The organism is Metapseudomonas boanensis, assembly GCF_042232855.1.
In the GTDB taxonomy this organism is placed as follows: Bacteria; Pseudomonadota; Gammaproteobacteria; order Pseudomonadales; family Pseudomonadaceae; genus Metapseudomonas; species Metapseudomonas boanensis.
The window spans coordinates 1916258-1938439 of the sequence record NZ_CP113889.1 but is presented as its reverse complement, the minus strand read 5'-3'; the positions used below and the strand labels follow the sequence as shown (position 1 = coordinate 1938439).

Annotated in this window: 18 protein-coding genes, 1 tRNA gene and 2 rRNA genes; 12 read left to right on the top strand and 9 right to left on the bottom strand. The window is 61.7% G+C overall.

Annotation, left to right across the window (positions count from 1 at the left end; translation table 11 throughout):
* Positions 1-79: 79 nt before the first annotated feature.
* The gene (locus OXH74_RS08865; RefSeq protein WP_375740890.1) at positions 80-847 is read left to right on the top strand and encodes a hypothetical protein; all 768 of its coding nucleotides are present in this window, start codon (positions 80-82) and stop codon (positions 845-847) included.
* A gap of 137 nt (positions 848-984) precedes the next feature.
* Here OXH74_RS08865 and OXH74_RS08860 read toward each other — a convergent pair whose 3' ends face one another.
* Entirely contained in the window at positions 985-1509 is a 525-nt protein-coding gene (locus tag OXH74_RS08860) for a DUF962 domain-containing protein (protein WP_375740889.1), read from the bottom strand.
* 84 nt (positions 1510-1593) lie between these two features.
* Between OXH74_RS08860 and OXH74_RS08855 the strand changes: the two genes are divergently transcribed.
* Positions 1594-2292 (top strand): Crp/Fnr family transcriptional regulator, encoded by a 699-nt coding sequence (locus OXH74_RS08855; RefSeq protein WP_375740888.1) that lies wholly within the window; start codon positions 1594-1596, stop codon positions 2290-2292.
* Positions 2293-2433: 141 nt separating this feature from the next.
* Here OXH74_RS08855 and OXH74_RS08850 read toward each other — a convergent pair whose 3' ends face one another.
* Positions 2434-3444 carry an AraC family transcriptional regulator gene (locus OXH74_RS08850; protein ID WP_375740887.1) on the bottom strand — a complete coding sequence of 337 codons (1011 nt, stop codon included), beginning with the start codon at positions 3442-3444 and terminating at the stop codon, positions 2434-2436.
* A 100-nt stretch (positions 3445-3544) separates the two neighbouring features.
* Here OXH74_RS08850 and OXH74_RS08845 point away from each other — a divergent pair, with 100 nt between their 5' ends.
* Together OXH74_RS08845 and OXH74_RS08840 are read left to right on the top strand one after the other, a co-directional pair.
* Positions 3545-4612, top strand: a complete 1068-nt coding sequence (locus OXH74_RS08845) for a fatty acid desaturase (protein WP_375740886.1) — start codon at positions 3545-3547, stop codon at positions 4610-4612.
* 218 nt (positions 4613-4830) lie between these two features.
* Positions 4831-4995, top strand: a complete 165-nt coding sequence (locus tag OXH74_RS08840; protein WP_375740885.1) for a rubredoxin — start codon at positions 4831-4833, stop codon at positions 4993-4995.
* 18 nt (positions 4996-5013) lie between these two features.
* Here the strand turns inward: OXH74_RS08840 and OXH74_RS08835 are convergent, their stop codons facing one another.
* The gene (locus OXH74_RS08835; protein WP_375740884.1) at positions 5014-5940 is read right to left on the bottom strand and encodes an autotransporter domain-containing protein; all 927 of its coding nucleotides are present in this window, start codon (positions 5938-5940) and stop codon (positions 5014-5016) included.
* 161 nt (positions 5941-6101) lie between these two features.
* Between OXH74_RS08835 and OXH74_RS08830 the strand changes: the two genes are divergently transcribed.
* Complete coding sequence (locus OXH74_RS08830; RefSeq protein ID WP_375740883.1) at positions 6102-6980, top strand: DMT family transporter; 879 nt, start codon at positions 6102-6104, stop codon at positions 6978-6980.
* 88 nt (positions 6981-7068) lie between these two features.
* On the top strand, positions 7069-7992 hold the full coding sequence (locus OXH74_RS08825) for a LysR family transcriptional regulator (RefSeq protein ID WP_375740882.1): 924 nt from the start codon (positions 7069-7071) through the stop codon (positions 7990-7992).
* Here OXH74_RS08825 and OXH74_RS08820 read toward each other — a convergent pair.
* A complete protein-coding gene (locus OXH74_RS08820) occupies positions 7981-8553 on the bottom strand; it encodes a TetR/AcrR family transcriptional regulator (RefSeq protein WP_375740881.1) in 573 nt (190 codons plus the stop codon). The genes OXH74_RS08825 and OXH74_RS08820 overlap by 12 nt on opposite strands.
* Positions 8554-8642: 89 nt before the next feature.
* On the opposite strand from OXH74_RS08820, the gene OXH74_RS08815 reads away from it, so the two are divergent.
* Together OXH74_RS08815 and OXH74_RS08810 are read left to right on the top strand one after the other, a co-directional pair.
* The gene (locus tag OXH74_RS08815; protein WP_375740880.1) at positions 8643-9383 is read left to right on the top strand and encodes an SDR family oxidoreductase; all 741 of its coding nucleotides are present in this window, start codon (positions 8643-8645) and stop codon (positions 9381-9383) included.
* Positions 9384-9412: 29 nt separating this feature from the next.
* Positions 9413-10009 carry a 2-hydroxychromene-2-carboxylate isomerase gene (locus OXH74_RS08810; protein ID WP_375740879.1) on the top strand — a complete coding sequence of 199 codons (597 nt, stop codon included), beginning with the start codon at positions 9413-9415 and terminating at the stop codon, positions 10007-10009.
* Here OXH74_RS08810 and OXH74_RS08805 read toward each other — a convergent pair whose 3' ends face one another.
* From OXH74_RS08805 to gabD, 3 genes are all read right to left on the bottom strand, one after another.
* Entirely contained in the window at positions 10010-11224 is a 1215-nt protein-coding gene (locus OXH74_RS08805) for an HDOD domain-containing protein (RefSeq protein WP_375740878.1), read from the bottom strand.
* Between the two features lie 314 nt (positions 11225-11538).
* Positions 11539-12819, bottom strand: a complete 1281-nt coding sequence (gabT, locus tag OXH74_RS08800; protein ID WP_215381143.1) for a 4-aminobutyrate--2-oxoglutarate transaminase — start codon at positions 12817-12819, stop codon at positions 11539-11541.
* A 169-nt stretch (positions 12820-12988) separates the two neighbouring features.
* Positions 12989-14440 carry an NADP-dependent succinate-semialdehyde dehydrogenase gene (gene gabD / locus OXH74_RS08795; RefSeq protein ID WP_375740877.1) on the bottom strand — a complete coding sequence of 484 codons (1452 nt, stop codon included), beginning with the start codon at positions 14438-14440 and terminating at the stop codon, positions 12989-12991.
* Between the two features lie 321 nt (positions 14441-14761).
* On the opposite strand from gabD, the gene OXH74_RS08790 reads away from it, so the two are divergent.
* From OXH74_RS08790 to OXH74_RS08775, 4 genes are all read left to right on the top strand, one after another.
* Positions 14762-14838, top strand: a tRNA-Arg gene (locus OXH74_RS08790).
* 528 nt (positions 14839-15366) lie between these two features.
* A complete protein-coding gene (locus OXH74_RS08785) occupies positions 15367-16284 on the top strand; it encodes a LysR family transcriptional regulator (protein WP_375740876.1) in 918 nt (305 codons plus the stop codon).
* 160 nt (positions 16285-16444) lie between these two features.
* The gene (locus OXH74_RS08780; RefSeq protein ID WP_375740875.1) at positions 16445-17665 is read left to right on the top strand and encodes a RidA family protein; all 1221 of its coding nucleotides are present in this window, start codon (positions 16445-16447) and stop codon (positions 17663-17665) included.
* A 12-nt stretch (positions 17666-17677) separates the two neighbouring features.
* Positions 17678-18826, top strand: a complete 1149-nt coding sequence (locus tag OXH74_RS08775) for a M20 family metallopeptidase (protein WP_375740874.1) — start codon at positions 17678-17680, stop codon at positions 18824-18826.
* A gap of 187 nt (positions 18827-19013) precedes the next feature.
* Here the strand turns inward: OXH74_RS08775 and rrf are convergent.
* Both rrf and OXH74_RS08765 read right to left on the bottom strand, forming a co-directional pair.
* Positions 19014-19129: ribosomal RNA gene (rrf, locus tag OXH74_RS08770) — 5S ribosomal RNA — on the bottom strand.
* A gap of 135 nt (positions 19130-19264) precedes the next feature.
* A 23S ribosomal RNA gene (locus OXH74_RS08765) occupies positions 19265-22154 on the bottom strand.
* Between the last annotated feature and the right edge of the window lie 28 nt (positions 22155-22182).

Below are 22182 nucleotides of genomic sequence, written 5' to 3'. Positions count from 1 at the left end.
ACGCTTGTCGGGGGCCCACCCATGGCGCCCGACTGCACCTCAGCAATTGCTCACAACAAAAACAACAGGAGCACCCGAGATGATTCGTATGTCTGTAGGCCGATTGCTGTTCGGCTTCGCCCTCTGGCTTTGCGGCAGCTTCGCTCCGGCCCTGGCCGAGGCGATCGGGCCGCTGGAGCTGGTGCAGATACACGCCTGCCGTGCCACCAGCAGCCTGCTGCTGTTTCGTGGCGAAGGATTTCAACAGGGTCATTCGGCCCGCCTGGAGGCGGATCTCAAGTCGCTGGCTGCTGCCTACCGGCGCATCGCCGAACCCAGCGACCGGTTACGCCAATCGCACGAGCTACTCGTTACCCAGTTGCAGCGAGGTGTTTCCTTCGGCCACAAGGAAGAGGACGTGCCCTGGCGTTACCCCCAGGAACTGAGCAAGGCGCTGCGTGACTTCCTCATCGCCGCGCGCACCCAGTCCAGCGACGCGGCGCGGGCCGAGCTGCCCGCCAAGGTCGAGTACCTCGCCGTACAGTACCTCAGCCGAGCCTATATCGGCACTTTCGAGATCGCCCGCGAGAACTCCGACACCTACATCGGTCAGGATGAGCGGACGCTGCTGCCGGCCATCGATGCCCAACTGCAGCCGCTCGACGGCAAGGTCGACCCGGCGGTCGCCAAGCTGAAGACACGCTGGGGTTTCCTGAGGGCGGCGCTGCGCGACCTCAACAGCCAGAGCAATGCCCTGGTCAGCACGTCGGGCCGACCCTATGCACCGATCATGGTGGACCGCCATGCACGATCGATGAGTGGCCAGTTGTTGGCGTTGGGCGCCCTCTCGCCCAGCTCCTCTCCCTGAAGAGGAGAGAGGTGACTCGCGCCTGACACCTCACAAGTGGCTGGTGAGTCGGAATGCGGCTGAGTACAGCCATCAACCTCGGCACGGACCAACTCCCCTCCCCCTGGAGAGGGGCCGGGGGTGTGGGATGTCGGCAGTCAAAACGCAGCCTTGTTCGTCCGAATGCAGGTCGGCCCCGCCCGCTCTTCCACCGCACGCTCCACCTCTTTGCGCAGACCCAGCATGAACGCCAGTTCCGCCACCACGAACAGCGGCCCGACGACCAGCCCCATCAGGTCATCGACGAATGCCGGCTTGCGCCCTTCGTAGTAATGGCCGACGAACTGGATCACCCAGCCCACCACGAACATTCCCAGGCCGGCGCCGAGCCAGGTGCCGGTGCCTTGAACTGCCAGCGCCGCGCCCGCCCACAGACTAAGCCCGAGCAACGCAGCCATGACCAGGCCGAAACGCCGATCCAGTCGTAGGTAGAACAGTGCCGATGCCAGAGCCACGAATGCAGCGGGCGACAGCCATAGGCCGAGCACCTCGAAACCCGGGCGCGACAGCAACACCGCCACAGCGACCACGATGAGCGGGATGCCAATGAAATGGCTGGCGATGTTGCGACGGTCGCGGTGATATTCGGCATATTGGCCAAGATGGTCGATGAGCGTTTTCATTGTTGTAGTCCTCCGGTGGCACGCTGTGGCGTCGATAATGGCCTCAGCCCCCGGACCACTTCTGTCAGGTAGCCGACAAAGCCCATGTCCTCGACCGATCTCCAACCCTATCGCGCCCAACTGCTCGCGGGCCACTGGTTCAGCCACCTGCCCTGCAACCTGCAGGACGAATTGCTCGCCCTGGCACAGTTGCGCCGACTGGCGCCGGGCCAGCGGCTCTTTCGCCGGGGCGACCCGCCTTGCGGCCTGTACGCCGTGCTGGATGGCACGGTCCGCGTCGGCGGCACCAGCGAAAGCGGCAAGGAAGCGCTGTTGATGATGATGGAGACACCGTCCTGGTTCGGTGAGATCTCCCTCTTCGACGGACTCCCGCGCACCCACGACGCCTTTGCCGAGACGGCGACGACGCTGCTCAACGTACCCCAGGCAGCACTGCTGGCATTGCTGCAGCGCGAGCCCAGGTACTGGCGAGATTTCGCCCTGCTGATGAGCCAGAAGCTGCGTCTGGCCTTCATCGCCCTGGAGGAGATGAGCCTGCTACCGGCCTCGCAGCGCTTGGCACGGCGTCTGTTGATGATCGCCGAAGGTTACGGCGAAACGGCCGAGCGACGGCGAGTGATCCAGCTCGCTCAGGAGCAGCTGGCGCTGATGCTGGCGGTGTCGCGGCAGACGACCAACCAGATCCTCAAGGAACTGGAGGCCCAGGGCGTGCTGCGCCTGACCTACGGAGAAATCGAAATCCTCGACCTCGAACGCCTGCGCCACGCGGCCCAGAGACCGTAGATTCGTAGAATGGGTCGGCGCAGCGATACCCATCAATCTCGCCCGAGGCTATCGCTTCGCTCAGTAGAGCGCCGCCTGCCCCACCCTGGCTAAGCCCCCACAAAGATCAGGCCCCTGGCGTGGGCTTGAACCCACCCAGGTTCAACGGGGCAGACTTCCGCGATACTGGCTCGGGCTCTGCCCGGTCCAGCGCTTGAACGCGCGGCTGAAGCTGCTGGTATCGGCAAAGCCGAGCAGGTAGGCGATCTCGCTGATGGAACAGCGCGGATCACGCATGTGCACCAGCGCGAGATTCTGGCGCGTATCACCGAGCAGTTGTTCATAGCTGCAGCCTTCGTCCGCCAGGTGCCGTTGCAGGCTGCGCAGACTGAGGTGGAGGGACTGCGCGATGCGCTCGGCGGAAGGCTCGCCATTGGGCAGCTGCGCTTCAAGGCAGGCACGCACCCGGCGCGACCAGGTGGGTTGCTGCAATTGCTCGAGGGTGCGCTTGAGCACCGCTTCGTTGTGTTCGGCCAGCTCGGGATTGGCGTCGTCCAGGGCTTGCTCGAAGTCAGCAATGGCGAATTCCAGGCGGTTTTCCTCGGCGCCGAAATGCAGTGGCGCGCGAAACACTTGGTGCCAGGGTTGTGGATCGGCCGGACACGGCCTGCGCAAGTAGACGGCCAGCGGCGCATAGTCACGCCCCAGCCGATTGCGGCAGGTGCGCACGTAGATGGCGGCGAACGCATCCAGCGCCTCAGGCGCCGGCTCCGGTCCGTCGTCGGGAACCCACAGACGGAACGCATAGCAGTCGTCTTGCCGGCAGAGCTCCAACTCCAGCGCGTCGCTGACCACTTGGTGATAGCGAACGATGCGCTCGAACACCTCGCGCAGGCTCGAACTGGCGACCAGCGCATAACCCAGAGCATGGAAGGTTGTGGGGCTGACGTAGGAGGAAACCTTCAGACCCAGCGCCGGGTCAGCGCTGGCCGCCACGGCCAGCTCCCAAAGACGGGTGGTGGCCGACAGCGGATAGCGCGCGTTGGGGTCGTCCATCAGCGCCGGGTCGAGGTGCGCTTGACGGCAGAGGGCCGCGCTGTCGAGGCCGAGCGCATCCAGCTGCTTGCGCAGCGCGCGGGTCCAACTGGCGAGGGTGGTAGGTTCGGCACTCATGCAGGTTGGCGTTTCCGGTCAACAGGTTGGCGTGCTCGGTCGGGCGCGGCCCGGGCTTGCGACGGCAGAGTAGGCCCATCGCCAACAAGAGGATGGAAGCATGTCCCGCCCGACCGCAAGCCCCCAGCTCGTCAATGACCAACAGCGATCCGCGCATATTCGTGAAGTGGTGATGGCCCACGGCGTCGAACTGCGCAAGCGTTACCCGATCCTCAAGCATCAGGACCTGCTCGGCGCCGGTATCCTCACCGTCGCCCTGGCCGGCATGTGCGGCTCGGCCCTGCTCTACCTGGAAGGTGTTATTGCCTGGTGGGCGTGCCTGCTGCTCAATGCCTTCTTCGCCTCGCTGACCCACGAGCTGGAGCATGACCTTATCCACAGCATGTACTTCCGCAAGCAGCGAATCGCGCACAACCTGATGATGACGATGGTCTGGCTGGCTCGGCCAAGCACCATCAACCCCTGGATCCGCCGTCACCTGCACCTCAACCACCACAAAGTGTCGGGCACCGAGACCGACATGGAAGAGCGCGCCATCACCAACGGCGAACCCTGGGGCATCGCGCGCTTGCTGATGGTAGGCGACAACGTGATGTCGTCGCTGATCCGCATGCTGCGAGCCCAGAGCTGGGTCCACAAGAAAAGTATCCTGCTGCGTACGCTCAAGGTCTACGCGCCCCTGGCCCTGCTCAACTGGAGCACCTGGTACGTCTTCCTCGGTTTCCATGCCGCGGACGCACTGGCCAGTGCCCTGGGTGCACCGATCAACTGGTCGGGCGCCACGCTGGAGGCTATGGAGATCGTCGACATCGCCGTGGTGGTGCTGGTCGGCCCCAACGTGCTGCGCACCTTCTGCCTGCACTTCGTCAGCTCCAACATGCACTATTACGGCGACGTCGAGCCGGGCAACGTGATCCAGCAGACCCAGGTCCTCAACCCCTGGTGGATGTGGCCGCTGCAGGCGTTCTGCTTCAACTTCGGCAGCACCCACGCCATTCACCATTTCGTGGTGAAGGAGCCCTTCTACATCCGCCAGATGACCGCGCCAGTGGCGCACAAGGTGATGCGCGAGATGGGAGTGCGCTTCAACGATTTCGGCACCTTCGCCCGCGCCAACCGCTGGCACGCGCAGGAGCGGACGACGGCGGCAAAGGTACAGGCCGTCTAGCAGATTGATGAAAAAGTAAGCGAGGCAAACGGCCGAAGAAGCGGAGTTTACAAACTGTACATGAGTATTCTGAGCCCACTTTCAATGCCCTATTGGCAACGCAGGTGGTTTTTCAACAGCCTGCTAACGGCCAATCAATGCGTGGGGCCGCACCCGAGCTCCTGCGCGTCTATGGACGCGCGCCTTATCCGAGAATGAGCGGCAAGCGAGGTAGCGATATGAAAACCTGGACCTGTGTGGTCTGCGGTCTGATCTACGACGAAACCAAGGGCTGGCCTGAAGAGGGCATCCCCGCAGGCACGCGCTGGGAGGATATCCCGCCGGACTGGATCTGCCCGGACTGCGGCGTCGGCAAGGCCGATTTCGATATGCAGGCAATCTAAGGTCGGAATCGGCTTACCCTACAACCTCAAACTGAGCCGGACGCTCAATCCATTGTCCGACGCGTCCTCGGCATAGGCACCGTTGTAGAACAGGCCAGCGTAAGCCTGCTCGGTGAGTTCATAGTCCAGCCCCAGGTCGAGGCGGATGCTGTCTTCGGTAAGCGCGACCTCGGCGCCGCTTTCATCGGTGAGTCGGCTGTCGCTGTAGGCATGCCGCCAACCCGAGCTGAGGCGTGCGGTCAGGCGCTTGCCCGAGGCGAGGCTGATGCGAGTCGTCCCGCGCAGGCCAAAGGTGCTGTAGCCAATCTCATCGCGTTGGCTGTCCACGGCCCTGTGGGAATCGGTATCCAGTCGCACGTACGCCAGTTCGCTGAACCCCTCCAGACTGAAATCGCGGAAATCGAGCGAATAGCTCAGCTCGCCGAACACTTGCCCGCTGTCGGAATCGCCACCCTGCCCGTCCGCATCAGCGCCGCTCCAGGCTGCTCCCAGCTTCACCCCGATCTGGTTGTAGATCTTGGTGCCGGCATAGCCGCCCAAGTGAAGACTGTGGATATCCAGGTCGCGACTCTCGACTTCGACCGAGGTCGCCGAGTACCCGGCCACCGCCCCCAGCAGCCAACTGCCGATCTTGCGCTCGCTGCCGGCGAACAGGCCACCGATGTCCCGCTCACGGCGCGCGGCCTGGTGGTCGCTATCCACTGAACCGTGGCTGCCGAAGGCCCGGCCCCAGGCAGGTGTCTGCCCCTCCTCCAATGGCGGTTCACGGAACGAGAAACGCACCTGCTGCACTCGCTCGAAGGTGGCATCACGGAGGAAGTGGCTGTCCTCCAGCAAGGTGGCTCGGGCGGCGGCGAATCGCTCGTCGGCCTGAACCGGGGTGAAGGCGGCGAGCAAGCTGCAAGCGCTCGCCAGGGCGAGGCGCGCCGATGCTTCATGGGCCATGGGGTTCACCTCGGTCAGGGTCTGGGCATAACTCTAGTCCGACGGCATCCCAAATGCGCTCGCGCGACACCAATTTCCTGCATCACCCTTCCGGTTTTTGAGTTGCCCGCTCTTGGCCTCTCTGGCGCAATGGCCCCCCTACCATTCGCCGGAGACCCAACATGCTGAACGCCCACGCCTCGATGCTGCTCTGGGCTCTGCTGGTGGCGCTGTCGTTCTTCGCCGCCGCCGAGGTCAACCCGGCGCTGGATGCGCTACCACTGACAGCCCTGCGCCTGCTGCTTTCGGCCGCCATGTTCCTGCCCTTTCTGCTGCGACGACCCAGCCTACCGAATGGGCGGGCGCTGACAGCCCATGCTGTTCTCGGCCTCCTCCTGGCGCTGTACTTCGGCAGCCTGTTCGAGGCCCTCAAACACACCACGGCCCTGGATACCGCGCTGCTCTATGTCAGCGTGCCGCTGCTGACCCTGGCCGGCGAGCGCCTGATGCTGCGCAGGCCCGTACTTCAGCGCCTTTGGCCAACCCTGGTTGCCGCGCTCGGCGCGCTGGCCCTGCTCGGACTCGACCGCGCCCATTTCGATGCCTACGCCTATGGCCTGTATGGCCTCGGTTGCCTGGCCATGGCGCTCTACGCACCGCTCAGCCAACGCCTCAAGCCCTGGCTGGGCGAACAGCGCAGTGCGGCCTCGCTGGCCTGCGGTAACTTGCTGGCCGGTGGGCTGCTGCTGGCGCTGGCCAGCACCCTCGGACAGCGTTGGGAGGGGCTGCGGGGAGTATCCACCAGCGACTTCGCCTGGCTGCTCTACCTGGCCCTGAGCGCTACCCTGGCGACCTTCTGGCTATTGCACCGCGCCATCCACTCGCTGCCGCCGGCCACGGTGATTGCCTACAGCTACCTGAGCGGCCTATTCGCCCTGCTGCTGCAAAGCGCCTGGCTGGACCGTGCACCAGCGCCGCTGGCCTGGGCTGGTGCGCTGCTGATCCTGTTCGGCATGGCCTGGCTGGTGCGGTTGAGTCCGGCCCGTGTGGCCAAGGTTTGATCAGGTCATTGGCAGGCACACGCGATCTGCCTTGCGATCAGCGGAGCCTCGGGTTCTGATGGTGCCCTCATCTTCCCGGAACGACGCCATGCTGCTCGCCAATGGACTGCGCAAAATCGACATCCAGGACCTCCTGGTCTTCCTCGCAATCTGTGAGCGCCAGCATCTGGGCGAGGTGGCCGAGGCCCTCAATCTCAGTGCCTCGAGCATCAGCTACAGCCTGAAAAAGCTGCGTTCATGCTTTGCCGACGAGCTGTTCATCGCCACCCGTAGCGGCATGCGACCGACGCGAAAGGCGCTGGCCATGCACCCCCACGCCAAGTCGATGGTGGACCTGATCAACACCTGCTACAGCGAGGCCAGCAGTTTCGACCCCAAACAGGCTCCGCACACCTTCAGGCTCTGCGCCCCGGAGTATTTCGAGCTGCTGATCCTGCCGCTGCTGTTGCGTCGAATCGGCGCGGCGGGTTACCCGGTGAGCCTCACCGTGCAGCGCCTGGGCAAGGAGATTCCCGCCGATGCCTTGCAGAACGGTGAGCTGGACCTTGCCCTCGGCTTTGGCCCGCACCAGCACCGCGTCCATCCTGGCCTGGTCAGCCTGGCCTTGCTTAAGGACGATCTGCTCTGCGTGAGGGCAGCCGGCACTGCGCCGGTGGAGGACCTCGACAGCTTCTGTACGCGTCGCCAGGTATTCCCGACGCCCTGGGACTCCGACCGCAACATGATCGACGGCTGGTTGCAGCAACAAGGCCGTGCCCGGCAGATTGCCGCCCGCACCAACAACTACCTGGCTGCGCTGCAACTGGTGCGAGACAGTGATCTTCTGCTGGTACTGCCGGCACGGGTACATGCGCTGCTCGGCGATGCCCGAACCGAAGTCAGCAGCCCCCTGGATGGCCTGCCGAGCTTCTCCCTGGAACTGCTCTGGGCCCAATCCTTCGACCAGGACCCGGCGAATGCCTGGCTGCGCGAGCAAATCCTCAGCGTCTGTGCGGAGCGGTCACTGCTCTAGCCGCCCGTCCAGTGCTTCGTTGAGGAAGTGGCGGCTGGCGCTCAGCACCTGCTCCTGCGTCCCTTCCCGAGCCAGCATGCGTGCCACCACCAGCGCGCCGACACATTGGGCGATCAACGCCCAGGCCAGTTCCTCGCTTTTGAGGATCTCCGCCCAAGCCTGCTGTAGCTGACGCATCCAGTGCTCGGCCTCTTCGCGTACGGCGAGGTCGGCGCGAGCGATCTCCGCGCCCAGGGCCGGAATGGCGCAGCCACTGTCGGGATGCTGCAGATGAGCCATGCTCAGGTAACGCTCCAGACAGCGCTCGAGCTTGTCGCGCGTGAAACCCTGCTCACGCGAAACGTTGCCGATCAGGCTCTGCGACAGCTCGCGCTGGACGATGGCGGTGAACAGGTCGTTCTTCGAGGGGAAATGGCTGTAGAAGGCGCCACCGGTGAGGCCGATGGCTTTCATCAGGCCGTCGACGCCGGTGGTTGAGAACCCACCGCGCTTGGCGATGGCGCCGCTGCTTGCCAGCAGCTTCTGCCGGGTTTCTTCCTTGTGGGTGGATGAGTAGCGCACAACGACCTCCGCTTTGACCGGCTTGACGCCTCGGCGAGCGTAGCATAACGTCCGTTCAACTAACGATCGTTTAGTAAAGGATGAACACCATGGCACACGATACGAACAACAAGAAAGTCGTACTGGTTGTAGGCGCTGGCGATGCCACTGGCGGTGCCATCGCCCGGCGGTTTGCCCGCGAGGGCTACGTTGCCTGCGTGACCCGGCGCCATGCCGACAAGCTGCAACCGCTGGTGGAGAGCATCCGCGCCGAAGGTGGCGAGGCCCATGGCTTTGCCTCCGATGCGCGCAAGGAAGAAGAGGTGGCGGCGCTGGTGGAAACCATCGAGCGCGACATCGGCCCGATCGAGGCCTTTGTCTTCAACATCGGCGCCAACGTGCCGTGCAGCATCCTCGACGAAACGGCACGCAAGTACTTCAAGATCTGGGAAATGGCCTGCTTCGCCGGCTTCCTCACCAGCCAGGCGGTGGCCAAGCGCATGGTGACCCGCGAGCGCGGCACCATTCTCTTCACCGGCGCCACTGCCGGCTTGCGCGGCGCCGCCGGGTTCGCCGCCTTCGCCGGGGCCAAGCACGGCATCCGCGCGCTGGCGCAGAGCATGGCTCGCGAGCTGGGGCCGCGGAATATCCACGTGGCCCATGTGGTGGTGGACGGCGCCATCGACACCGAGTTCATTCGCGAGTCCTTCCCCGAGCGTTATGCACTGAAGGACCAGGACGGCATACTCAACCCGGAACACATCGCCGACAGCTACTGGTACCTGCACAGTCAGCCGCGAGATGCCTGGACCTTCGAGCTGGATCTGCGACCCTGGATGGAACGCTGGTGAACCTTCGCCAACAACAACGAGACCCCCCCATGAACAAGACCGTCGAATTCTTCTTCGACCTGGGCAGCCCAGCCAGTTACCTCGCCTGGACCCAACTCCCGGCGATCTGCGCCCGGAGCAACGCAACCCTGCGCTATCGCCCGATGCTGCTCGGCGGCGTGTTCCAGGCCACCGGCAACGCCTCGCCCATCGCCGTCCCGGCCAAAGGGCGCTATTCGATGATCGACCTGCAGCGCTTTGCTACACGCTATGACGTGCCTCTGGTATTCAATCCGTACTTTCCGATCAACACCCTGACACTGATGCGCGGCGCCATCGGCGTCCAACTGTGCCAGCCGGAGCGCTTCGAGGCCTATCTGGACGCCATGTTCAAGGCGCTCTGGCAGGACAAGCGCAATCTCGGCGACCCGGCTGTCCTGGCGCAAACGCTGGACGCGGCGGGCTTCGACCCGCAAACGATGCTTGCCCTGGTAGGGAATCAAGAGGTGAAAGACGCGCTCAAGGCTGCCACCGAAGAAGCAGTGAAGCGTGGAGTATTCGGTGCGCCGACCTGCTTCGTCGGTGATGAGATGTTCTTCGGCCAGGACCGCCTGGACTTCGTCGTCGAGGCGCTTGCAGGCAGCTGATCAGCCGGCCAACAAGCGGGCAGGCAGTCGCTCCAGTACCTCTGGATCGATGCGCAAGAGTCGTGTGACGCGTTCATCCATCAGGCTCAGTGGTGACTGCCCGGCGGGCAGCTCCAGCAGTGCAGCACAGAGGTTGAGCACCAGCGCCTCGCGGGAAAATACGCCGCCACCCAGGACGTGGTAGGCCGCCACCAGCTCACGCAGGCCAAAGGGTAGACGCCAGCGGATGCGCAGCGCTGAGCCGAAGCTGGCGGCGCGTTGCGTGAGGGTAGCCTGCAGCGCCTGGTCGCCCAGGCTGCCCCCGCGGTCCTGCCAGTCCTGCAGACTACGCAGCAAGGCCAGCTCGCCCATGTTGTGCAGCAGACCTGCGGTGTAACAGAGCTCGGCATCCAGATCCAACTCGCTGGCAAGCCAGTAAGCCAACTCCGCACTGCGCTGGGCTGACCGCCAAGTGCTATTGGCCAACTCAGCCAAGCGCGGGTCATGAAGTCGTGCATTGCGCTCCAGCGCCATCCCCAGCACCAGGTTCAACGCGTGGGTGATGCCCAGACGCTGAATCGCCTGGAGAAGCGTCTGGCAGGGTACGCCCAGATGCTGGGCGGCGCTGTTGGAAGCGGCGATCAGCCGCGCGGTGATCTGCGGGTCACGGGAGAAGGTTTCTTCAAGATCGCCCAAGTCGATCTGGTCGGCGTGAAGGCACTGGCTGACGGCATCCCGCACATCACCCAGCAACGGTGCGCCGAAGCCTTCTTCACGCACGCCGTCGAGGTATTCATTGAGATTGTCCACCAGCAGCGCGGGGGCTGGGCTACCTGCGCCCGTATCCTGGGCCGGCAGCAAGGCAGACAGACGCTTGCGCAGCTTGGCGGCATTGAACGGCTTGCCCAGATAGGCGGATGGGGCCAGCGGGCGTACGGCGCGCACGCTATTGGCGTCGACCCGGGCACTGATCAGCACGAAGGGCAGCGCCGGGGTGCGCGGGTGGCGACGCAACTGGCGCAGCAACTCGACGCCATTGATACCGGGCAACTCACCATCGGCGATGACCAGTTCCGGCAGGCGGCGCTTGCAGCGGCCGAGCGCTTCGTGCCCATCGCTGACCAACACCACTCGGGCATTCGCATGCAGGTCCAACACCAGTTGGGCGATCAGCTCTGCTGTCCATGGATCGGCCTCTGCGATCAAGATCTCCGGAACCTTGGAGGGGGCAGGCATGGGTACCTCGACTGGCGGAAAGATCGTGCGGACGGGAAGTGCTGGCAGCCGCGGAGTCTAAACTGCCGCCTTACTCACTGAACAGAGCGATGAGCGGTTCTCGTGAAGCCTTGCTGAGCGACCTTGCCCCAAGTCAAACAAAATAGAATTGAAGGCTGAGCCTGGTCGGCTGGGTTTACGGAATCAAGCGCAACATAGCCAGGCACAACCTGGAGCCACGGCACCAGTAGAAGAGGGACTCGCCCGTGTCGGCGGAACTCTGGGCAAAAAGAAACCCGCCGAAGCGGGTTTCTTTTTTACATCACGGGCGAGACTCAGGCGAGTTCGTCGAAGCACTCGGCAACAATGGCCAGGCCTTTGTCCAGCTGAGCGTCCGGGATGGTGATCGGCATCAGGAAGCGGATGACGTTGTAGTAGGTGCCGCAGGAGAGCAGGATCAGGCCCTTCTCGCGCGCCTTGGCAACGATCTTGCCAGTCAGTTCGGCAGCCGGCTTGCTCTCATCGCCGCCTTCGAACAGCTCAATGGCAACCATCGAACCCAGGCCACGAACGTCACCGATGACCTTGTGCTTGGCCTGGATGTCACGCAGACCGGCCTTCAGGCGCTCGCCTACAGCCTGGCTACGCTCCAGCAGCTTCTCTTCATCGAACACTTTCAGCACGGCCAGGGCCGCGGCGCAGGCGATCGGGCTACCGGCATAGGTGCCGCCCAGGCCGCCGGGAGCAATGGCGTCCATGATTTCGGCCTTGCCGCATACGCCGGAGATCGGGAAACCACCGCCAACGGACTTAGCGAAGGTGGTCAGGTCCGGAACGATGCCCAGTTGCTCGGTGGCGAAGAAGGTGCCGGTACGGCCAGCGCCAGTCTGCACTTCGTCAGCGATCAGCAGGATGCCGTGCTGGTCGCACAGGGCGCGCAGACGCTGCATGAACGGCTTGGAGTTGACGTAGAAACCACCCTCGCCCTGAACCGGCTCGATGATGATCGCGGCGATGTCCTGGGGCTGAGCGTCGTTCTTGAAGATGCGCTCGATGCTGGCGATGGACTCGTCTTCGCTCACGCCGTGCAGCTCGCACGGTGCTTGAGCGCGGTACACGCCAGCGGGCATCAGGCCCATGCCAGCGGAGTACGGAACCACCTTGCCGGTCAGCGACAGGGTCATCATGGTGCGGCCGTGGTAGGCGCCGGTGAAGGCGATCACGCCAGCACGACCGGTGGCGGCACGAGCGATCTTCACAGCGTTTTCGACAGCTTCGGAGCCGGAAGTCACCAGCAGGGTCTTCTTGGCGAAGTCGCCCGGAACGCGTTTGGCGATTTCTTCGCACAGCTCGATGTAGGGCTCATAGGCCAGCACCTGGAAGCAGGTGTGGGACAGCTTGGTCAGCTGCTCTTGAACAGCGGCGACCACTTTCGGGTGCAGATGGCCGGTGTTCAGTACGGCGATGCCACCGGCGAAGTCGATGTACTCGCGACCTTCTACGTCCCATACGGTGGCGTTTTCGGCGCGCTCGGCAACAACCGGGTGGATCTGGCCAACGCCACGGGCAACAGCGGCAGCACGGCGTTTCAGCAGGGATTCGTTGGTTTTGCTCATAAGTTCCTCACGGCCGCTCATCGGGCGGCGCAGTCTCAAGGATGAATGCCCCCGGTAGGGGCCAGCGCAGCATTCGATGATCGACTGCGCAGGCTTGCCGGAGGCCCGTTTGGTTTTGTGGTGTAACTGGGGCGCCGCGCGCTCTTTCGCGCCTTGCCCCGTCTTTGGATCAGATACCGCCGAGGCAGAGATACTTGATCTCCAGGTAATCCTCGATGCCGTATTTGGAGCCTTCGCGGCCAAGGCCAGAAGCCTTCACGCCGCCGAAAGGCGCAACTTCGTTGGAGATCAGGCCGGTGTTGATGCCCACCATGCCGTACTCCAGGGCCTCGGCCACGCGGAACACGCGGCCCAGGTCACGGGCGTAGAAGTAGGAAGCCAGGCCGAACTCGGTGTCGTTGGCCATGGCGATCACATCAGCCTCGTCCTTGAAGCGGAACAGCGGGGCCAGCGGGCCGAAGGTTTCTTCCTTGGCCACGGCAGCGTTGTTCGGCACGTCGATCAGGATGGTCGGCTCGAAGAAAGTGCCGCCCAGGCTATGCGGATTACCGCCGGCGACAACCTTGGCGCCTTTGCTGACCGCGTCCTGGATGTGCTCCTGGACCTTGGCCACGGCCTTCTCGTCGATCAGCGGACCGGTGGTGACGCCAGCCTCCAGGCCGTTACCGATATTCAGCTTGGCCACGGCGGCCTTCAGCTTCTCGGCGAAGGCGTCGTAGATACCGTCCTGCACGTACAGGCGGTTGGCGCAGACGCAGGTCTGGCCATTGTTGCGGTACTTGGAGATCAGCGCACCTTCAACGGCGGCATCCAGATCGGCGTCATCGAAGACGATGAACGGAGCGTTACCGCCCAGTTCCAGGGACACCTTCTTGATGTCCTTGGCGCATTCGGCCATCAGCTGGCGACCGATCTCGGTGGAGCCGGTGAAGGACAGCTTGCGCACGATCGGGTTGCTGGTCAGCTCGCCGCCCACTTCGCCGGCGCTACCGGTGACCACGCTCAGCACGCCTTTCGGAATGCCGGCACGTTCGGCCAGGTCGACCAGGGCCAGTGCGGAATACGGGGTCTGGGACGCAGGCTTGATCACCATCGTGCAGCCAGCGGCCAAGGCGGGGCCGGCTTTGCGAGTGATCATCGCCGCTGGGAAGTTCCACGGGGTGATCGCCGCAGTGACGCCGATCGGCTGTTTGATCACGATCAGGCGCTTGTCCGGCTGGTGGCCAGGAATCACGTCACCATAGACGCGCTTGGCTTCTTCGGCGAACCACTCGATGAAAGACGCAGCATAGGCAATCTCGCCCTTGGCTTCGGCCAGCGGCTTGCCCTGCTCGATGGTCATCAGGCGGCCGAGGTCGTCCTGGTTTTCCATCAGCAATTCGAACCAGCGGCGCAGCTTGTTGGCGCGCTCCTTGGCAGTCAGCGCACGCCAAGCCGGCAGAGCCCGATCGGCAGCCTCGATGGCGCGGCGGGTCTCAGCGGTGCCCATCTTCGGTACAGTGCCGATGATCTCGCCGGTAGCCGGGTTGTTGACCTTGATGGTCTGTCCGTTGTCGGCATCCACCCAAGCGCCATCGATATAGGCTTGCTGGCGGAACAGCGTGGCATCTTTCAGTTGCATCTCTGTCTCCTTCACACCGTCGCAACGTGCGTCGGGGGTAGGTGGTTGTTCTCCAGCCAATCCACGATCGGCCAGGACGGAGTCGATTGAAGCGGCCCGGCTCATGTGGGGGGCCAAAAGGGCGTTTGAAATCTCAAACGAATCCTAGGGTGCGAGGAAGTGAAGGGCAATAGCCCGTTCGATAAAATCAACAAAAAGTGGATGCCCTTTGTCGAAATCCTGATCAAAGATGACCGAACGACGCACGTTCGTTCAACATTACGAACAAACGCGCCAACGTGGACGCCAGGCCTCGAGATGAGTATGATTGCGCCCGCACAAGCATCCGTAGCTCAGCTGGATAGAGTACTGCCCTCCGAAGGCAGGGGTCGTGGGTTCGAATCCCGCCGGATGCGCCAAATAGCAGTTTCTGCCTGTCTCCAGCAGTCTACGAAACGCCCAGAAAAGCCCGCCCTGTGCGGGCTTTCTTGTTTCTGGCTCTCTCCTCCTTCGTCCCCGAGCCGGCCTTGGTTTCCTACGCCCCAAATGGCCAGCTCACGCTCCAGTTACTTGATCGAACGACCCGACGCCGGCCGGATGAGATTCAGGTTCCGAGAGGCGTCGTTGATGGATTAAGGCAACCGGCGCTCTGATCTGATCGATTTTCCCGTTTGCCAACGCCGCTGAGCAGAGATGAGGCGCAGGAGAGATGCCGGTCAGGCCAGGTGAGCTCTCTAGCTACACCGGATAGTATTTCCGGGCCGCAGTAACCCGGGCCCTATCCACTCACGCACCGCTCTGCACAACCACGCCGATGCGGCAATTGCGTCGCCTACGTTACTCGACTGGTTTCGAATGATAGCTCTCGTCGCTGACACGCACCTTGCCCAGACTTCACACGACGCGTTCTCATACAGCCCCAAAACAAGCTAGTGCAAGGAGCCACGATGATGCAGATACAGGACGCAGATCTGAAGTCGCTGCGGATCTTCGAGACGATTGTGCAATGTGGCGGATTCTCGGCGGCCCAGTCTGTTCTGAACATCAGTGCTTCGGCTATCAGCGAGCAGATGAGTCAGCTGGAAACCCGGCTGGGCGTCAGGTTGTGCGAGCGTGGCCGCTCCGGCTTCCGACTGACCGAAGAGGGAGAGGTCCTGTATGAAGCCGCGCAACGCATGTTGTCGGCTGTCGAAACCTTCCGCATGGAGGCTGAGACCTTGCGCCGCCAACTGCGCGGAACACTGCGCCTTGGTGTAATCGACGCGACCCTGACCGATCCGGGCAGCCCCCTCACCCTCGCCATTCGACGCTTTGGTGAAATTGCACCGCAGGTTCACCTGCAGGTCCACATCGATACCCCCAACGCACTGGAGCAACGGGTCATGGATGGCCGCCTGCACCTTGCAGTTGGACCCTTTCCAGCCAGGCTGCCAGGGCTTGATTACACGCCGCTCTATCGCGAAACCCACGGCCTCTTCTGCTCCCGTACCGACCCGCTGTACGCACAAGATGATACCGAGATCACCTTGCCCCGGCTGAGCCAGTCGAGGGTCGCTGCGCGCGCCTTCCTGGGGTGCTTCGATCTTGACCAACTGGGGGCCGAACAAGCCGCAGGCAGCGTGGATAATGTGGAGGCGCGGGCCATGATGATCCTGTCCGGCCAGTACATCGGATTTCTACCCCTGCACTATGCCCAGCCCTGGGTAGACAAGGGTGAGCTGCGCAGGCTTCGTCCAGAGGTGTACGCCACCTTCCTCGATTTCGACATCATCATGCGTCACGGGGCCAGCACTCCGCGCGCGGTCACTGCATTCCATAAGCAGTTGCTCAGCAGCTCCGTGCCCAGACCGGACGCAGCTTCGTAGGCCCAGCCAACGGGTGACAGGCCTGGTGCGGCCCTTGATTCGCCTAGCACCGAAGTTAACTTCTTGATCCGGATATTCTTCCAACGTGTCAGGCTCTCTAGAGTCGGGACGAATCAATGGTCGACCTCTCGACCACCCCGTCACGCCCTGGAGTCTAAACATGTCGGACTGCGCCCCGCTGGTTTCGCCTTACCCTTTCCAATCTCGCCGCTTTGGCGAGCAGCTGTTCATCGGCGGCGTCCTGCCTATCAACCCGGAGGGCACCCTGCGGGGGGCCGGGGACATCGAGGCCCAGACTCACGCGGTATTCCGCAATCTCCAGGTAGCACTGAAAAGTGCCGGCCTGGAAATGTCCGACCTGGTTCGGCTCAATACCTATTATGTGTTCGAGGGCGACGAGAGCGAGGCCACGCTCTACTGGGAGAGAATGACCCGGGTCCGCCTACAGTACCTCCCCAACCCAGGGCCTGCCGCCACAGCCGTGCGCGTGCGGGGAATGGGGCGCTCTGGGGCGCTGATACAATTGGAAGCCGAGGCGTTCGCCGCTCCAGCCGCGCAGCGACAGCGGATCATGCCGAGCCGGAGCTGGGACTGGAGCATTCCGGTGCCGCTGTCACAGGGCTGGAAGATCGGCAGCCAGGTCTGGGTCGGTGGACAGGTTTCGGCCGACATGGCCGGGAAAGCGGTCAGCATCGGCGATCTGCCTGGGCAGACACATAATGTGCTGGAGCACATCCGCCACGTGCTGCTGGACGCCGGGGCAGGATTTGCCGACCTGACTCAGCTCAAGGTCTGCTACCTGCATGACGGCGATGCGCACGCTGCCGAGCAACGTCTGCAGGAGATCATGAAGGTGATCCGCGACATCTGCGGCGAGACACTGCCACCAGTCACCGCCTTCGGCATCAGCTTGCTGTACGAAGGGCTATTGCTGGAGATCGACGCAACCGCCCAGGTTGGCCTTGCCAGCAAGGCGTTACAGACGCGGGCCAGCAACTGCAATTGGGCAACGGAACATCAGGTACTGCGCACCGGATCGCGTATCCAGATTGCCAGTTTGAGCGCCAGGTACAAGGCACTCGAGCCGGCATGTGAAGACGTGGTGAACCAGCTCGCGCTCAAGCTTGAAGCCGTTGGTAGCAGCCCGACCGCCCTCGCCCACCTGCACGTGTTTATCGCCGATGACGAGGCGAACGACGTTCCCGAGCATGCCATGTCACTGTTCGCTGCTGCGCTGAGGCGACTCTGTGGAGAGTCGCTGCCACCTTTCACGTTGGTCCGTGTGAATGGACTGCCGCGCGGCGTTCCGCTTCAGGTGGACGCTGTGGCCGTCGACCTTGTCATACACAGTTGCAGCCCTGAAACGCCACCGACGTATTGACGGGAGATCATCATGAGCCTACTCGAACACGCAATCGACCTGACCCGGGATCTGGTCAGGTTCGACACCACGAACCCACCCGGAAATGAGGGGCGCTGTGCCGAGTTTCTGGCTGAGCTATTGGAGAGGGAGGGATTCAGCGTCACTCTGCATGAGCTGGAACCAGATCGAGCGAGCCTGGTAGCGTATCTGGGCAACGGTCGCGGTCGCCCGCTCTGTTTCACCGGCCACCTGGATACGGTGCCTCTTGGCAAGGCAACCTGGTCGATCGATCCGTTCGCCGGAGAGATCCGGGACGGCAAGTTGTACGGACGGGGCAGCAGCGACATGAAGGCCGGTGTCGCGGCCTTCATTACCGCTGCACTGGAAGAGCGAGAGTCAATCGTAAACAGCAGTGGTGTTGTGCTGGTCCTCACGGCCAGCGAAGAAACTGGCTGCCAGGGCGCTACGGCCCTGGTGCGTGATGGCATCGATCAACACAATGCCGGTGCGATTATCATAGGCGAGATGACCGCCAACTATCCCTTGATCGGCCACAAAGGCGCGCTTTGGCTCAAGCTCACCGCCTACGGCAAAAGTGCCCATGGCTCGATGCCAGAGAAGGGCGACAACGCGCTTTACAAGGCTGGGCACGCACTGCAGAAGATCCAAGGCTATCAAGTGCCGGCGCCACGCCACTCTATTCTGGGCGCCGCCACCATCAGCGCGGGTACCCTCCACGCAGGCAGCAGCATCAACGTGGTACCGGACCACGCAGAGCTGTGCGTCGATATCCGCACCCTGCCGGGCATGTCCCACCCCGCCACCGCTGCAGCGCTGGTTGCCGAGCTGAGCCCCAACATCGCCGAGGCAACTCCGGTACTCGACCTTCCAGGTGTATTCACCAACATCGACGCTCCTTGGATAGCGACGGTGTACCGCATTGTTGAGGAAGAAACCGGAATACGCCCTGAGCCCAGAGGCGCTAGTTACTTCACCGACGCCTGCGCATTGCAGCATGCCCATCCGGGCGTGCCTATGGTCATCCTCGGGCCGGGCACCCCTGAGATGGCCCACCAGGCAGATGAGTACTGCGAAGTTCCCCGCATCGAGGAAGCCGTAAGGTTGTATCGTCGGCTGATTACCGATTGGTGTGCCGAGGATGGAAGGCATCCAGACTGACTTTCAAGCCTGCAGGTCAGCCATCTCATCGCACGAGTCGTGAACCAGCCAGCAGAATAGCGGCACGTGTGGATTGTCAGGTACTCCTTCTGACTAGGGGCCAGAGCTCTCGCGTGGCGCAGATGTTTTCCCGCGCCCAAAGACAAACCCCCGACACGCCTGGGCGTATCGGGGGTTTGGGATAGGAGCTTGACGATGACCTACTCTCACATGGAGAAGCTCCACACTACCATCGGCGATGCGTCGTTTCACTACTGAGTTCGGGATGGGATCAGGTGGTTCCAACGCTCTATGATCGTCAAGCAATTCGGTTGGGGTCTCGCCGCTGGCGCGACCCCGAATCAGGTATGTGACAGTCTGGTTTGCAAGTTCAGGCCAATTTTCGGTCTGTCGACTTCACCATCCGCACCCACAATCCGCAGATTGTTTGGGTGTTATATGGTCAAGCCTCACGGGCAATTAGTATGGGTTAGCTCAACGCCTCACAGCGCTTACACACCCCACCTATCAACGTCGTAGTCTTCGACGGCCCTTCAGGGGATTCAAGATCCCAGTGAGATCTCATCTTGAGGCAAGTTTCCCGCTTAGATGCTTTCAGCGGTTATCTCTTCCGAACATAGCTACCCGGCAATGCCACTGGCGTGACAACCGGAACACCAGAGGTTCGTCCACTCCGGTCCTCTCGTACTAGGAGCAGCCCCTCTCAAATCTCAAACGTCCACGGCAGATAGGGACCGAACTGTCTCACGACGTTCTAAACCCAGCTCGCGTACCACTTTAAATGGCGAACAGCCATACCCTTGGGACCGGCTTCAGCCCCAGGATGTGATGAGCCGACATCGAGGTGCCAAACACCGCCGTCGATATGAACTCTTGGGCGGTATCAGCCTGTTATCCCCGGAGTACCTTTTATCCGTTGAGCGATGGCCCTTCCATACAGAACCACCGGATCACTAAGACCTACTTTCGTACCTGCTCGACGTGTCTGTCTCGCAGTCAAGCGCGCTTTTGCCTTTATACTCTACGACCGATTTCCGACCGGTCTGAGCGCACCTTCGTACTCCTCCGTTACTCTTTAGGAGGAGACCGCCCCAGTCAAACTGCCCACCATACACTGTCCTCGATCCGGATGACGGACCAGAGTTAGAACCTCAAGCATGCCAGGGTGGTATTTCAAGGATGGCTCCACGAGAACTGGCGTCCTCGCTTCAAAGCCTCCCACCTATCCTACACAAGCAGGCTCAAAGTCCAGTGCAAAGCTACAGTAAAGGTTCACGGGGTCTTTCCGTCTAGCCGCGGATACACTGCATCTTCACAGCGATTTCAATTTCACTGAGTCTCGGGTGGAGACAGCGCCGCCATCGTTACGCCATTCGTGCAGGTCGGAACTTACCCGACAAGGAATTTCGCTACCTTAGGACCGTTATAGTTACGGCCGCCGTTTACCGGGGCTTCGATCAAGAGCTTCGCTTGCGCTAACCCCATCAATTAACCTTCCGGCACCGGGCAGGCGTCACACCCTATACGTCCACTTTCGTGTTTGCAGAGTGCTGTGTTTTTAATAAACAGTCGCAGCGGCCTGGTATCTTCGACCGGCATGGGCTTACGCAGTAAATGCTTCACCCTCACCGGCGCACCTTCTCCCGAAGTTACGGTGCCATTTTGCCTAGTTCCTTCACCCGAGTTCTCTCAAGCGCCTTGGTATTCTCTACCCAACCACCTGTGTCGGTTTGGGGTACGGTTCCTAGTTACCTGAAGCTTAGAAGCTTTTCCTGGAAGCATGGCATCAACCACTTCGTGTCCTAAAAGAACACTCGTCATCAGCTCTCGGCCTTGAACACCCGGATTTGCCTAAGTGTTCGGCCTACCACCTTAAACTTGGACAACCAACGCCAAGCTGGCCTAGCCTTCTCCGTCCCTCCATCGCAGTAACTAGAAGTACGGGAATATTAACCCGTTTCCCATCGACTACGCATTTCTGCCTCGCCTTAGGGACCGACTCACCCTGCGTCGATTAACGTTGCGCAGGAACCCTTGGTCTTTCGGCGTGGGTGTTTTTCACACCCATTGTCGTTACTCATGTCAGCATTCGCACTTCTGATACCTCCAGCAAGCTTCTCAACTCACCTTCACAGGCTTACAGAACGCTCCTCTACCGCTCGTCTTACGACGAACCCGTAGCTTCGGTGTATGGTTTGAGCCCCGTTACATCTTCCGCGCAGGCCGACTCGACTAGTGAGCTATTACGCTTTCTTTAAAGGGTGGCTGCTTCTAAGCCAACCTCCTAGCTGTCTAAGCCTTCCCACATCGTTTCCCACTTAACCATAACTTTGGGACCTTAGCTGACGGTCTGGGTTGTTTCCCTTTTCACGACGGACGTTAGCACCCGCCGTGTGTCTCCCACGCTGACACTTCCAGGTATTCGGAGTTTGCATCGGTTTGGTAAGTCGGGATGACCCCCTAGCCGAAACAGTGCTCTACCCCCTGGAGTGATACGTGAGGCGCTACCTAAATAGCTTTCGAGGAGAACCAGCTATCTCCGAGCTTGATTAGCCTTTCACTCCGATCCACAGGTCATCCGCTAACTTTTCAACGGTAGTCGGTTCGGTCCTCCAGTCAGTGTTACCTAACCTTCAACCTGCCCATGGATAGATCGCCCGGTTTCGGGTCTATTCCCAGCGACTAAACGCCCTATTAAGACTCGCTTTCGCTACGCCTCCCCTATTCGGTTAAGCTCGCCACTGAAAATAAGTCGCTGACCCATTATACAAAAGGTACGCAGTCACCTAACAAGTAGGCTCCCACTGCTTGTACGCATACGGTTTCAGGTTCTATTTCACTCCCCTCTCCGGGGTTCTTTTCGCCTTTCCCTCACGGTACTGGTTCACTATCGGTCAGTCAGTAGTATTTAGCCTTGGAGGATGGTCCCCCCATATTCAGACAAAGTTTCTCGTGCTCCGTCCTACTCGATTTCACTTCCTGGACCCTTTCGCGTACGGGGCTATCACCCACTATGGCCGCACTTTCCAGAGCGTTCCGCTAAAATCCAAGAAGCTTAAGGGCTAATCCCCGTTCGCTCGCCACTACTAAGGGAATCTCGGTTGATTTCTTTTCCTCAGGGTACTTAGATGTTTCAGTTCCCCTGGTTCGCCTCTTGCACCTATGGATTCAGTACAAGATACCTAGGTTATCCTAGGTGGGTTCCCCCATTCAGATATCTCCGGATCACAGTCTGTTTGCCGACTCCCCGAAGCTTTTCGCAGGCTACCACGTCTTTCATCGCCTCTGACTGCCAAGGCATCCACCGTATGCGCTTCTTCACTTGACCATATAACCCCAAGCAATCTGGTTATAAG